Here is a 14,357-nt window from a genome sequence, read left to right on the forward strand (position 1 = left end):
AGCAGTCCTCCCGGTACTCCCCTGGCCCGACCCCCCGGCCCGCGGGAGCTGCCGCTGATCTCGGGCAGGAGTTTGGCATGCACGGCGACACGCGGGACCAGTCCACACCGGTGGCCGACACCGTCGACGCAGCGGTCGCGGAATCCGCCGGACGGATGGATTCTGACACTCGGACAGACCCGGCGATGCCGTCGCCCCGGCTGTCCGGAGCGGTCCGTACCGAATCCTCCGAAGCCCAGGCCTCCACCGCACAGGCCCCCGCAGCACCGCCCGCCACAGCTCAGCCCGCCGCAGCGGCCCGACAACCCGGGGCCGAGGAGGGCCGGACGGCGGCACCGCGCCGGCGCACCACCACCACGCGCCGCACCACCGCGACGGCCGCCACCGGCCGGGCCGCCGACCCTGGGGCGGCCGCGGCCGACGCCGAGCCGCCCGCCCGCAAGCGCGCCGCGGGCAAGAGCACCACCGGCGCCGCCAAGGCCACCACCGCCAAGCCCACCGCCAAACCCACCGCCAAGACCGCCACCAAGCCCTCCGCCCGCAAGACGACAGAGAGCGACACCGTGATCGGCCGCATCCCCGTCCTGGACGTCAGCCCCCAGATCGACGCCGGCCGCCGCCCGGCCAAGGCCGTCGTCGGCGAGACCTTCCTGGTCACCGCGACCGTCTTCCGCGAGGGCCACGACGCCGTCAACGCCAACGTGGTGCTGCGCGACCCTCGCGGCCGCAGCGGCCCGTGGACGCCGATGCGCGAGCTCGCCGAGGGCACCGACCGCTGGGGCGCGCACATCACCCCGACCGCGCCCGGCCGCTGGTCGTACCTGGTGGAGGCGTGGAGCGACCCGGTCGCCACCTGGCGCAGGACGGCCGCGGTGAAGCTGCCGGCCGGGATCGACACCGCGCTGGTCCTGGAGGAGGGCGCCCGGCTGCTGGAGCAGGCCGCCGCCGGGGTGCCGAAGAAGGAGGGCCGCGCGCACGTGCTGGCCGCCGTGGACGCGCTGCGCGACCCGGGGCTGCCGCCGCTGTCCCGGCTGGCCGCCGCGCTCGCCCCCGAGGTGCTGGAGCTGCTGGCCCGCCACCCGCTGCGCGAGCTGCTCAGCGCCTCCCGCCCGCTGCCGCTCCAGGTGGACCGCGAGCGCGCGCTGTTCGGCTCCTGGTACGAGTTCTTCCCGCGCTCGGAAGGTGCGGTGGTGGACCCGAACGGGGTCGAGCCGCCGCGTTCGGGCACCCTGCGCACCGCCGCCGAGCGGCTGCCGGCGATCGCCGCGATGGACTTCGACGTGGTCTACCTGCCACCGGTCCACCCGATCGGACGAGCGTTCCGCAAGGGCCCGGACAACACCCTGACGGCCGGTCCGCACGACGTCGGCTCGCCCTGGGCGATCGGCTCGCCCGAGGGCGGCCACGACGCGGTCCACCCGGACCTCGGCACCATCGAGGACTTCGACCACTTCGTCGCCGAGGCCAGTGCGCTGCACCTGGAGGTGGCGCTGGACTTCGCCCTCCAGTGCTCCCCGGACCACCCGTGGGTGAACAAGCACCCGGAGTGGTTCAGCCACCGCGCCGACGGGACCATCGCGTACGCCGAGAACCCGCCGAAGAAGTACCAGGACATCTATCCGGTCAACTTCGATCAGGACATGGACGGAATCGTCAAGGAAACCGTCCGGATCCTCCGGTTCTGGATGTCCCACGGCGTCAGGATCTTCCGGGTCGACAACCCCCACACCAAGCCGGTGGTGTTCTGGGAGAAGGTGCTCTCCGACATCGCCCGCACCGACCCCGATGTCGTGTTCCTGGCGGAGGCCTTCACCCGCCCGGCGATGATGCACACCCTGGCGAAGATCGGTTTCCACCAGTCGTACACGTACTTCACCTGGCGCAACACCAAGAACGAACTCACCGAGTACCTCACCGAACTCACCGGCGACGCGGCCGCCTACATGCGCCCCAACTTCTTCGCCAACACCCCGGACATCCTGCACGCCTACCTCCAGCACGGCGGCCGGGCCGCCTTCGCGATCCGCGCGGTGCTCGCCGCCACCCTCTCCCCCAGCTACGGCGTCTACGCCGGCTACGAGCTGTGCGAGAACGAGCCGGCCCACCCGGGCTCCGAGGAGTACCTGCACTCGGAGAAGTACGAGCTGCGCCCGCGCGACTGGAACCGCACCGACACCCTCGCCCCGCTGCTCACCGTGCTGAACCGGCTGCGCCGGCGCCACCCCGCCCTGCAGCAGCTGCGCGACCTGCGCTTCCACCCCACCGACAACGAGCAGGTGCTCGCCTACTCCAAGACCGCGACCACCCCCGGGGGCCTCACCGACCAGGTCATCACCGTGGTCAACCTCGACCCGCACCACGTCCAGGAGGCCACCGTGACGCTCGACTGCGACGGGCCCCACGTGGTGCACGACGAGCTCACCGGCGCCGTCTACACCTGGGGCCGGCACAACTACGTCCGGCTCGATCCCTCAGCCGAGCCGGCTCACCTCCTCACGGTTCGGAGGAACCCAGCGTGACAGTGAACGAGCCCGTCCCCGACACCTTCCCGGAGACCTCGAAGAAGAACCTGGACCCCCAGTGGTTCAAACGTGCGGTCTTCTACGAGGTGCTGGTGCGGTCCTTCCAGGACAGCAACGGCGACGGGGTCGGGGACCTCAAGGGGCTCACGGCCAAACTCGACTACCTCCAGTGGCTCGGGGTCGACTGCCTCTGGCTCCCGCCGTTCTTCGCCTCGCCGCTGCGCGACGGCGGGTACGACGTCGCCGACTACAAGTCGGTGCTGCCGGAGTTCGGTGACATCGCCGACTTCATGGAGTTCACGGACGCCGCGCACGCCCGCGGCATGCGCGTGATCATCGACTTCGTCATGAACCACACCAGCGACCAGCACCCGTGGTTCCAGGCCTCCCGGGCGGACCCGGACGGGCCGTACGGCGACTTCTACATGTGGGCCGACGACGACAAGCAGTACCCGGACGCCCGGATCATCTTCGTCGACACCGAGACCTCCAACTGGACGTACGACCCGGTCCGCAAGCAGTACTACTGGCACCGGTTCTTCTCGCACCAGCCGGACCTCAACTACGACAACCCCCGGGTCCAGGACGAGATGATCGCCGGGCTCCGGTTCTGGCTCGACCTCGGCATCGACGGCTTCCGGCTGGACGCGGTGCCCTACCTGTTCGCCCGGGAGGGCACCAACTGCGAGAACCTGCCGGAGACCCACGAGTTCCTCAAGCGGGTCCGCAAGGAGATCGACGCCGACTACCCGGACACCGTGCTGCTCGCCGAGGCCAACCAGTGGCCGGAGGACGTGGTCGACTACTTCGGCGACTTCACCGCGGGCGGCGACGAGTGCCACATGGCGTTCCACTTCCCGGTGATGCCGCGGATCTTCATGGCCGTGCGCCGGGAGTCCCGGTACCCGGTGTCGGAGATCCTCGCCAAGACCCCGCAGATCCCGGGCGGCTGCCAGTGGGGCATCTTCCTGCGCAACCACGACGAGCTGACCCTGGAGATGGTCACCGACGAGGAGCGCGACTACATGTACGCGGAGTACGCCAAGGACCCGCGGATGCGCGCCAACGTGGGCATCCGCCGCCGGCTCGCCCCGCTGCTGGAGAACGACCGCAACCAGATCGAGCTGTTCACCGCCCTGCTGCTCTCCCTGCCCGGCTCGCCGGTGCTCTACTACGGGGACGAGATCGGCATGGGCGACAACATCTGGCTGGGCGACCGGGACGGCGTGCGCACGCCGATGCAGTGGACCCCGGACCGCAACGCGGGTTTCTCCTCCGCCGACCCGGGCAGGCTCAGTCTGCCGCCCATCATGGACCCGGTGTACGGCTTCCAGGTGACCAACGTCGAGGCGCAGCAGAGCAGTTCGAGTTCGCTGCTGCACTGGACGCGTCGCATGATCGAGATCCGCAAGCTCAACCCGGCGTTCGGCCTGGGCACCTACACCGAACTGCCGTCCAGCAACCCCGCCGTGCTGGCCTTCGTGCGCGAGCACGAGGGGGACCTGGTCATGTGCGTGAACAACTTCTCGCGGTTCGCGCAGCCGACCGAGCTGGACCTGCGGCAGTACGGCGGGCGGTACCCGGTCGAGCTGATCGGCGGGGTGCGCTTCCCGTCGATCGGCGAGTGGCCCTACCTGCTCACGCTGGCCGGGCACGGCTTCTACTGGTTCCAGCTCCGGCAGCCCCCGCGCCTGAGCGGGACCAGGCGATCGAAGTAACGATCCGCCGCACCTGCCATCGCGGCCCGCACAGCACCACCAGACCCTCCGGGGGCGCGAGTTGAACCCCGCGCCCCCGGAGTTCTCTGCACCACCGCGTACGGAGAACAGCCCAACGGCTGTCCACACGAAGGCGTGACACCCGAGCCGTGCTCGCGTGCCGCGACCGCCGCGCCGCCGAAATCCGGAAGACTGACGGACCCCGGCCACGACCCGTCGGGCAGTCCGCGTGCTTCCGGGGAAAGGGAGTCATGTCCGAAACCTCCCGTTCTCAAGCCCATGTGCAGCACGACGCCCCGGCCGGCTCCGCCGCGCATCCGGGCGCGCGGGGCACCGGGCCCCGGAGAACCGCCCTGGGGGTCAGCGAGCTCGTCCAGGCGGCCCTGCCGCTGATCGCCGAGTGGCTCCCCACCCAGCGCTGGTACGCCGGGAAGGGACGGCCCATCACCGGACTCGTCCCGGTGGTCGGAACCCCGCTGCAGGTCGGCGACCCGGCCCTGCTGCACCTGCTGCTGCGGGTCGAGCACGCCACCACGGCCGGGCTGCCACACGGCGACACCTACCAACTCCTGCTCGGCATCCGCTCCCAGGGCCCCGCGGGCATCGAACCCGGCGCCGTACTCGGCCGGCTCAGCCAGGGGCCGTACGACGGCGCCGCCCTCTACGACGCCGTCCACGACCCCGAGCTCACCGGGCGGCTGCTGGAACACCTCGCCACCGGCGACCGGTTCGGCTCGCTGTCCTTCCGCCGCACCCCCGGCTCCGGGCTGCCCGCCAACCTGCCCGGCCGCGCCTCAACCGCCGAACAGTCCAACAGCTCGGTCATCTACGGCACCTCGTACATCCTCAAGCTCTTCCGGCGCATCCACCCCGGCACCAATCCCGACCTCGAACTCTCCCTCGCCCTCTCCCGGGCCGGCTCCACCCGCATCCCCCGGGTCGCCGCCTGGTTCGAGAGCCGGATGGAACGCGCCGAACCCGCCACCCTCGGACTGCTCCAGCGCTACCTGCCGGACGCCGAGGACGGCTGGGAGCTCGCCCTCGACCAGGTCGGCCGGCTCAAGGGGGACCGCTCCCCCGGCAACTTCGCCATCGAGGCGCACCGGCTCGGCCGGGCCACCGCCGAAGTGCACCGGGTGCTCGCCCGCTCGATGCCGGTCGCCCGGCTCGACCGCACCCAGACCGGCCGGCTCGCCACCGCGATGGCCGACCGGCTGGACAGCGCGGTCGCCGCCGTCCCCGGACTGCTGCGCTTCCGGGCCGCCCTGCGCACCGCCTTCCAGCAGCTCGCCGACGCCCACCCGGACGGCCTGCCGGTCCAGCGCATCCACGGCGACCTCCACCTCGGGCAGGCCATGCGCACCCCGCACGGCTGGGTGCTGCTGGACTTCGAGGGCGAGCCCGCCAAGTCCGTCAACGAGCGCCGCGAGCCGCAGCCGGCCCTGCGCGACGTCGCCGCGATGCTGCGCTCCTTCGACTACGCGGCCGCCCACCTGCTGGCCGGCGGCCCGGTCGACCCGGAGCTCGCCCACCTCGCCGCCGCCTGGGCCCAACGCAACCGCACCGCCTTCTGCGCCGGCTACACCGCCGGGGGCGGCGCCGACCCGGCGGCCTCGCCGGAGCTGATGCGGGCGCTGGAGATCGACAAGGCGGTGTACGAGGTGGTGTACGAGGCCCGGCACCGGCCCAGCTGGCTGCCCATCCCGCTGGCCGCGATCAACCGGCTCGCCCTGTCCGTCTGACCGCCCGCCCCGCTGTCCCGCCCTGTCCCGCCACGAGTTCGCCCATCCCCGCCGCTGGAGGACCACGCCGTGACGCCGCTCGACCCGACCGGCCGCCCCACCCGCCCCGTTCCGGCCACCTTCCTGGCCGGGACCCCCCATCGGGCCGAGGCCCGGGAGGCCGACGAGCCCTGGAAGGCCGACGGGCCCGGGGGGACCGACGAGCCCGGGGGGACCGACGAACCCCGGAAGGCCGACGAGCCCCGGCCCGACGCCCCTTCGGGCGTTCCGGCGGACACCCCCCTCGGCGCCCTGCGCCTGCCCGAGGCGCCGCTGCCGCCGGCCGAGGTGGACCGGCTGGTGAGCGGGCAGCACCACGACCCGCACGCGCTGCTCGGCGCGCACCCGGTGCACGGCGGGACGGCGATCCGGGTGCTGCGCCCGTTCGCCGAGCGGGTGGTGGTGGAGACCGACCAGGGCCCGGCCGAACTCACCCACCAGCAGGGCGGATTGTTCACCGGCCTGCTGGTGGGCGACGAACTCCCCGACTACACCCTGCTGGTGGGCTACCCCGGCGGCGAGCCGATCCGCCAGCACGACGGCTACCGCACCCCGCCCACTCTCGGCGAGCTCGACCTGCACCTGATCTCCGAGGGCCGGCACGAGCAGCTGTGGCAGGCGCTCGGCTCGCACGTGCGCACCGTCGACGGCGTCGCCGGCACCGCCTTCGCGGTCTGGGCGCCGAACGCCGTCGGGGTCCGGCTGATCGGCGACTTCAACCACTGGGACGGCACCGGCCACCCGATGCGCTCGCTCGGCTCCTCCGGCATCTGGGAACTGTTCGTCCCCGGCCTCGCCGAGGGCGCCACCTACAAGTACGAGATCCACACCCGGCAGGGCTGGGTGCTCGACAAGGCCGACCCGCTGGCCCGGGCCGCCCAGTGCCCGCCCGGCACCGCCTCGGTGGTCACCTCCTCCGCCTACCGGTGGCAGGACGGCGAGTGGATGGCCCGCCGGGCCCGCACCGCGCACCACCGCGCGCCGATGTCGGTGTACGAGCTGCACCTGGCCTCCTGGCGGCCCGACCTCACCGGCTACCGCGCCATCGCCGAGGAACTGCCGCGCTACCTCAAGGAGTTGAACTTCACCCACGTGGAGTTCATGCCGGTCATGGAGCACCCCTTCGGCGGCTCCTGGGGCTACCAGGTCTCCGGCTACTACGCCCCGACCGCCCGGCTCGGCTCCCCGGACGACTTCCGGTACCTGGTGGACACCCTGCACCGGCACGGCATCGGCGTGATCGTCGACTGGGTGCCCGCGCACTTCCCCAAGGACGACTTCGCGCTCGCCCGCTTCGACGGCGAGCCGCTGTACGAGCCGGCCGACCCGCTGCGCGCCGAGCACCCCGACTGGGGGACGCTGGAGTTCGACTACGGCCGCACCGAGGTGCGCAACTTCCTGGTCGCCAACGCCGTCTACTGGTGCGAGGAGTTCCACATCGACGGCCTGCGGGTGGACGCCGTCGCCTCGATGCTCTACCTCGACTACTCCCGCGAGGACGGCGGCTGGACGCCCAACCAGTACGGCGGCCGGGAGAACCTGGACGCGGCCTCCTTCCTGCAGGAGATGAACGCCACCGTCTACCGGCGCTGCCCGGGCGTGATCACCATCGCCGAGGAGTCCACCGCCTGGGACGGCGTCACCCGCCCCACCGACGCCGGCGGCCTCGGCTTCGGGCTGAAGTGGAACATGGGCTGGATGCACGACTCGCTGGTCTACATGTCCAAGGAGCCGGTGCACCGCAAGTACCACCACAACGAGATCACCTTCTCGATGGTGTACGCCTACTCCGAGAACTACATCCTGCCGATCTCGCACGACGAGGTGGTCCACGGCAAGCAGGCCCTGGTCTCCAAGATGCCCGGCGACTGGTGGCAGCAGCGCGCCAACCACCGCGCCTACCTGGGCTTCATGTGGTCCCACCCGGGCAAGCAACTGCTGTTCATGGGGCAGGAGTTCGCCCAGGGCGCGGAGTGGCACCACGAGCAGGGCCCGCAGTGGTGGGTGCTCGACGAGCAGTGGCCGGCCCAGGCGGACCACCTGGGCGTGCGCCGCCTGGTCCGCGACCTCAACCGGATCTACCGCGACACCCCCGCCCTGTGGGAGCTCGACACCACCCCGGACGGCTTCCGCTGGCTCGACGGCGGCGCCGCCGAGGACAACCTGCTCTCCTTCGTCCGCCACGCGGCCGACGGCACCCCGCTGGTCGCCGTCTGCAACTTCTCCCCCGTCGTCCGGCACGGCCACCGGGTTGGCCTGCCCCCTCTGGGCGGCCGCGAGCAGCTCTGGGAGGAACTGCTGAACACCGACGCCGAGACCTACGGCGGCAGCGGCATCGGCAACTCCCGCCCGATCAAGGCCGAACCGGTCGAGTGGAACGGCCAGCCCCGCTCCGCCGAACTGGTCCTCCCCCCACTCGCCACCCTCTGGCTCCGCCCGGCCTGAGCCCGTAGGCTCCCCGCCTGAGACTGATCGTCAGCAGGCGGGGGGCTCGCTGTCCGACTCCGAGGCCGTCAACGCCGAGCGCTGACGGCCCCGTTGAGGTGCGCCCAGGCTGCTCACCGGGGAGCCGTGACCGGGAACCCGAGTTCCTCGGCGGCCCGGCCGAGCTCGCGGTCGTAGGTGACGAAGTCGGTGAGCTCGGCGCGGAACGGCTCCGCGCTGGCCAGATGGAGCGCGTCCAGGGATCCCAACCGCGGAGTGCGGTAGGCGAGCGCCCTGGCGAGCACGGCACTGCTGAGATCGACCCGATAGGCGCCCCGAAGCGCCTGATCGACGTGGTACGGGACCAGCTGGTGCGAGAGGCCCGCGCGGAGCAGCGCGCGGGTGATCTCCAGCCGGGCCAGTTCGCTGGTGATCAGTTCGGTGCCTTCGGGAAGCGCCTCCCGCCAGGTGCGCAGCGCGGCCGTCTCCGGCTCGGGCTTGATGAACTTCAGCAGCGCACACGAGTCGAGATAGATCAACGGTCGCGCTCCCGGTTCCGGTCTTCGATCAAAAGGTCCGACAGGCTGCCGACGTCCGGCAGCAGGTCGAGGGCTAGCTCGGGCATGCCCTGCTCGGCGGGCGGAGTGACCTCGCCGGACGCAATCATGCGTTCGAGGATCGACTCCGGGGCCGTCTCCGGCACCAGTCTCATCACGGGCCGCCCACGGTCGGTCACGACGATCGTCGCGCCGGCCCGGACCCGCGCGACCGCCTTGGACGGGTTCTGGTTCAGTTCACGCAGTCCCATGGTCTCCATACCAGCCAATGTAACTACATTACGTAGGTACATCAAGGGTGCGCGTCGACGCAAGTCCCGGACCGGGGCCGTCGGCCCCTTGCCGCTCCGATGCCCCTCTGCTCGCGGACGGCCGTTCGCAGTGCGAAGGTATGGTCGATATGACCACCTTCCGAGGCGACGGGACGGAGACATCCACGTGGCGCGCAGCGTGTACGTGACCGGGATCGACCGGGGGGACGGCCGGCAGGCCGTCGAGCTCGGGGTCATGGAACTGCTCACCCGCCAGGTGGACCGGGTCGGGGTGTTCCGTCCACTGGTGCACGCCGCCGCGCCCGGCGAACCGGGGTCGGACCACGTGGTCGAGCTGCTGCGCGGGCGGTACCGGATCGACCTGCCGAGTTCGGAGCTGTACGGGCTCACCTACGAGGAGGCCGCCGCGCTGCAGGCCGCCCAGGGGCAGGATGAACTGGTCTCCACCCTGGTCGACCGCTTCCGCGCGGTGGAGCGGCGCTGCCAGGCGGTGCTGGTGCTCGGCACCGACTTCGCGGACACCAACATCCCGGACGAGCTGGCCTTCAACGCCCGCCTCGCCAACGAGTTCGGCGCCGCCGTGCTGCCGGTGCTCGGCGGGCAGGGCAAGGAGCCGGAGGCCGTGATCGCCGAGGTGCGCAACGCCCACCGGGCGTTCACCGACCTCGGCTGCGAGACCCTGGCGATGATCGCCAACCGGGTCACCCCGGGCGCCAAGCAGCGGATCCAGCGCACCCTCACCGAGAAGCTGCCGATCCCCGCCTACGTCATCCCGGAGGAGCCGGCCCTGGCCGCGCCGACCGTCGCCCAGCTGGTCGAGGCGACCGGCGCCGAGGTGCTGCTCGGCGACGCGGCCGGCCTGGCCCGGGACGTACGCGGCTTCGTCTTCGGCGGCGCCATGCTGCCCACCTTCCTGGACGCCCTGACCGAGGGCGCCCTGGTCGTCACCCCCGGGGACCGCGCCGACCTGGTGATCGGCTCGCTGGCCGCGCACGCGGCCGGCGCCCCGCCGATCGCCGGCGTGCTGCTGACCCTCGGCCAGCACCCCGGCCCGAACGTCATGGCGCTCGCCGCCCGGCTCGCCCCCGGCACCCCGGTCGCGTTCGTCCCCGAGGGCAGCTGGCCCACCGCCGCCACCCTGACCCACCTGGAGGGCAAGCTCACCGCGGCCAGCCCCCGGAAGGCCGAGATCGCCCTCGGCCTGTTCGAACTGCACGTCGACACCGTCGAGTTGACCAACCGGATCGAGGTCGGCCGGTCCGAGCGGGTCACCCCGATGATGTTCGAGCACGAGCTGCTGGAGCGCGCCCGGGCCGGCCGACGGCACGTGGTGCTGCCCGAGGGCACCGAGGAGCGGGTGCTGCGCGCGGCCGAGATCCTGCTGCGCCGCAACATCTGCGACCTCACCCTGCTCGGCGAGGTCGACGTGGTGCGCCGCAAGGCCGCGGGCCTGGGCATCGACCTCCCGGCGGAGCGGCCGGGCGCCGACCGCGCCCAGGTCCGGATCGTCGACCCGGCCACCAGCCCGCTGCGCCGCCAGTTCGCCGAGCTGTACGCCCGGCTGCGCGCCCACAAGGGGATGACCGTCGAGCTGGCCCTGGACGTGGTCACCGACGTCTCCTACTTCGGCACCCTGATGGTCCAGGAGGGCATCGCGGACGGCATGGTCTCCGGCGCGGTGCACTCCACCGCGGCGACCATCCGGCCCGCCTTCGAGGTGATCAAGACCTCGCCGGGCGCCTCGATCGTCTCCTCCGTCTTCTTCATGTGCCTGGCCGACAAGGTGCTGGTGTACGGCGACTGCGCGGTCAACCCGGACCCGGACGCCCAGCAGCTGGCCGACATCGCGATCCAGTCCGCCGCCACCGCCGCCCAGTTCGGGGTGGAGCCGCGGGTCGCGATGCTCTCCTACTCGACCGGCACCTCCGGCTCGGGCGCGGACGTCGACAAGGTCCGCAAGGCCACCGAGCTGGTCCGCGAGCTGCGGCCGGACATCCTGGTCGAGGGCCCGATCCAGTACGACGCGGCGGTGGACGCCCACGTCGCGGCCACCAAGCTGCCGGGCTCGGCGGTGGCCGGGCGGGCGACCGTGCTGATCTTCCCGGACCTCAACACCGGCAACAACACCTACAAGGCCGTCCAGCGCTCGGCCGGCGCGGTCGCGGTCGGCCCGGTGCTCCAGGGGCTGCGCAAGCCCGTCAACGACCTCTCGCGCGGGGCGCTGGTGGAGGACATCGTCAACACCGTCGCGATCACCGCCATCCAGTCCCAGGACCACAAGGAGCCGAAGGCATGAGTGAAGGAACCCGCGTTCTGGTACTGAACGCCGGCTCCTCGTCGGTCAAGTACCAGCTGATCGACATGCTGGACGGCGCCCGGCTGGCCTCCGGACTGGTCGAGCGGATCGGCGAGTCCAGCGGCAGGCTGGTGCACGCCCCGCACAGCGGAGACAAGCGCGAGCAGCTGCAGGCCTTCCCGGACCACTCGGCCGCGCTGAAGGCCGTCGCCGAGGAGCTGGCCGCCGACGGCCTCGGGCTGGACTCCCCCGAGCTGGCCGTGATCGGCCACCGGGTGGTGCACGGCGGCAAGCGGTTCACCGAGCCGACCGTGATCACCGACGAGGTGCTGAAGGAGATCCGCCGGCTGATCCCGGTCGCGCCGCTGCACAACCCGGCCAACATCACCGGCATCGAGGTGGCCCGCGCACTGCGGCCCGACCTGCCGCAGGTGGCCGTGTTCGACACCGCCTTCCACGCCTCGATGCCCGAGTACTCGGCCCGGTACGCGATCGACAAGGCCGTCGCGGACGAGCACCGGGTGCGCCGCTACGGCTTCCACGGCACCTCGCACCAGTACGTCTCCCGGGCCACCGCCCGGCTGCTGGGCAAGGACCCGGCCGAGGTCAACGTGATCGTGCTGCACCTGGGCAACGGCGCCTCCGCCTCGGCGGTCAGCGGCGGCCGCTGCGTGGACACCTCGATGGGCCTCACTCCGCTGGAGGGCCTGGTCATGGGCACTCGTTCGGGTGACATCGACGCCGGCGTGGTGTTCCACCTGCACCGGGTCGGCGGCCTGTCGATCGACGAGATCGACGACCTGCTGAACCGCCGCAGCGGCCTGCGCGGCCTGTGCGGCGAGAACGACATGCGCGAGATCATGCGCCGTGCCGACGAGGGGGACGCGGACGCCGGGCTCGCCTTCGACGCGTACGTCCACCGGCTGCGCAAGTACATCGGCGGCTACTACGCGGTGCTCGGCCGGGTGGACGCGATCGCGTTCACCGCGGGCGTCGGGGAGAACGCCGCGCCGGTGCGCGCGGCGGCCACCGCGGGACTGGAGGAGCTGGGCATCGCCGTGGACCCGGAGCTGAACTCGGTGCGCTCCGGCGAGGCCCGGATCATCTCGCCCGCGTACTCCCGGGTGGCGGTCGCGGTGGTGCCCACCGACGAGGAGCTGGAGATCGCCCGACAGGCCTTCGCCCTGGTGCACCGGGAGGGCGGACTGTCCGAGGACTGACACGAAATCGTCTCACTCCTCGAAACCCTTCGTCGGCGATTCCTCCCGATCCGTGCCGAATGCACCTATAACACGAACGGATAGACTGATCCATATGCGCCGAGCGAAAATTGTCTGCACCCTGGGTCCGGCGACGGACTCCTACGAACAGCTGAAGGCCATCGTCGAGGCGGGCATGAACGTCGCCCGACTGAACATGAGCCACGGCAACCACGCGGACCACGAGGAGCGGTACCGAAAGGTCCGCCAGGTCTCGGAGGACACCGGCAAGGCCATCGGCGTCCTGGCCGACCTCCAGGGTCCCAAGATCCGTCTGGCGACCTTCGCCAACGGCCCGGTGACCGTCGACAACGGCGACGAGTTCACCATCACCACCGAGGACGTCCCCGGTGACCAGCACATCTGTGGCACCACCTACAAGGGCCTGCCCGGCGACGTGAAGCCCGGCGACCCGATCCTGATCAACGACGGCGTCATCGCCCTGGAGGTCGTCAGCGTCGACGGCCCGCGGGTGAAGACCGTGGTGGTCGAGGGCGGCGTGCTCTCGAACAACAAGGGCATCAACCTGCCCGGCGCGGCCGTGAACGTGCCCGCCCTGTCCGAGAAGGACAAGGACGACCTGCGCTTCGCGCTGCGCCTGGGCGTCGACATGGTCGCCCTGTCCTTCGTCCGCAACGCCGACGACATCAAGGACGTCCACGAGGTCATGGACGAGGTCGGCATCCGGGTGCCGGTCATCGCCAAGATCGAGAAGCCGCAGGCCGTCGAGGCCATGGAGGAGATCGTCCTCGCCTTCGACGCCATCATGGTCGCCCGCGGCGACCTGGCCGTCGAGTACCCGCTGGAGCGGGTGCCGCTGGTCCAGAAGCAGCTGATCACCCTGGCCCGCCGCAACGCCAAGCCGGTCATCGTCGCCACCCAGATGATGGAGTCGATGATCCACGCCTCGCGGCCGACCCGCGCCGAGGTCTCCGACGTCGCCAACGCCATCCTGGACGGCACCGACGCGGTGATGCTCTCCGCCGAGTCCAGCGTCGGCAAGTACCCGGTCGAGACCGTCCGCACCATGAGCCGGATCTGTGAGAAGGCCGAGGAGGAGCTCGTCTCCCAGGGCCTGCAGCCGCTCAACCCGGGCCGCAAGCCGCGCACCCAGGGCGGCTCCGTCGCCCGCGCCGCCTGCGAGCTGGGCGACTTCCTGAACGGCAAGGCGCTGATCGCCTTCACCAAGTCCGGTGACACCGCGCGCCGGCTGTCCCGCTACCGCTCGCCGATCCCGGTGATCGCGTTCACCCCGGACGCGGCCACCCGCAATCAGCTCTCGCTGAGCTGGGGCGTCGAGTCGTACGTCACCGAGCAGGTGGCCACCACCGACGCGATGGTCGCGCAGGTCGACCGCGAGCTGCTGCGCCTGGGCGAGCTGAGCGAGGGCGACACCGTGATCGTCACCGCCGGTGTCCCGGTCGGCGTCCCCGGCACCACCAACCTGGTGCAGGTGCACCGTCTGGGCAGCCACGGCGAGTGACGCCCCGGTAGGACCATACGAACGCCGGTGGGTCGGCCCTCCTTC

General features: G+C 71.6%; 9 protein-coding genes. 7 read left to right on the forward strand and 2 right to left on the reverse strand.

Features of this window, described 5'->3' with window-relative positions:
* The first annotated feature begins 563 nt into the window (after window positions 1–563).
* The 4 genes from ACIG5E_RS09270 to glgB all read left to right on the forward strand — a co-directional run bounded on the left by ACIG5E_RS09270 (window position 564) and on the right by glgB (window position 8,466).
* Entirely contained in the window at window positions 564–2,519 is a 1,956-nt protein-coding gene (locus ACIG5E_RS09270; protein ID WP_396532737.1) for an alpha-1,4-glucan--maltose-1-phosphate maltosyltransferase, read from the forward strand.
* Window positions 2,516–4,240 (forward strand): maltose alpha-D-glucosyltransferase, encoded by a 1,725-nt coding sequence (gene treS / locus ACIG5E_RS09275; RefSeq protein ID WP_396532590.1) that lies wholly within the window; start codon window positions 2,516–2,518, stop codon window positions 4,238–4,240. The genes ACIG5E_RS09270 and treS overlap by 4 nt, the downstream gene beginning before the upstream one ends.
* A gap of 251 nt (window positions 4,241–4,491) precedes the next feature.
* A complete protein-coding gene (locus ACIG5E_RS09280) occupies window positions 4,492–5,982 on the forward strand; it encodes a maltokinase (RefSeq protein ID WP_396532591.1) in 1,491 nt (496 codons plus the stop codon).
* A gap of 69 nt (window positions 5,983–6,051) precedes the next feature.
* On the forward strand, window positions 6,052–8,466 hold the full coding sequence (gene glgB / locus ACIG5E_RS09285; protein ID WP_396532593.1) for a 1,4-alpha-glucan branching protein GlgB: 2,415 nt from the start codon (window positions 6,052–6,054) through the stop codon (window positions 8,464–8,466).
* Between the two features lie 113 nt (window positions 8,467–8,579).
* Here glgB and ACIG5E_RS09290 read toward each other — a convergent pair whose 3' ends face one another.
* Both ACIG5E_RS09290 and ACIG5E_RS09295 read right to left on the reverse strand, forming a co-directional pair.
* Entirely contained in the window at window positions 8,580–8,984 is a 405-nt protein-coding gene (locus ACIG5E_RS09290) for a type II toxin-antitoxin system VapC family toxin (RefSeq protein WP_396532595.1), read from the reverse strand.
* Complete coding sequence (locus ACIG5E_RS09295; protein ID WP_396532596.1) at window positions 8,981–9,262, reverse strand: type II toxin-antitoxin system Phd/YefM family antitoxin; 282 nt, start codon at window positions 9,260–9,262, stop codon at window positions 8,981–8,983. The genes ACIG5E_RS09290 and ACIG5E_RS09295 overlap by 4 nt, the downstream gene beginning before the upstream one ends.
* A 178-nt stretch (window positions 9,263–9,440) precedes the next feature.
* Between ACIG5E_RS09295 and pta the strand changes: the two genes are divergently transcribed.
* The 3 genes from pta (at window position 9,441) to pyk (ending at window position 14,312) form a co-directional block, all read left to right on the forward strand.
* The gene (gene pta / locus ACIG5E_RS09300) at window positions 9,441–11,570 is read left to right on the forward strand and encodes a phosphate acetyltransferase (RefSeq protein WP_396532598.1); all 2,130 of its coding nucleotides are present in this window, start codon (window positions 9,441–9,443) and stop codon (window positions 11,568–11,570) included.
* Window positions 11,567–12,790 (forward strand): acetate kinase, encoded by a 1,224-nt coding sequence (locus ACIG5E_RS09305; protein ID WP_396532599.1) that lies wholly within the window; start codon window positions 11,567–11,569, stop codon window positions 12,788–12,790. The genes pta and ACIG5E_RS09305 overlap by 4 nt, the downstream gene beginning before the upstream one ends.
* Before the next feature lie 94 nt (window positions 12,791–12,884).
* Complete coding sequence (gene pyk, locus ACIG5E_RS09310; protein WP_396532600.1) at window positions 12,885–14,312, forward strand: pyruvate kinase; 1,428 nt, start codon at window positions 12,885–12,887, stop codon at window positions 14,310–14,312.
* The last annotated feature ends 45 nt before the right edge of the window (window positions 14,313–14,357 follow it).

The sequence above is a fragment of the Kitasatospora sp. NPDC053057 genome, from assembly GCF_044546945.1.
In the GTDB taxonomy this organism is placed as follows: Bacteria; Actinomycetota; Actinomycetes; order Streptomycetales; family Streptomycetaceae; genus Kitasatospora.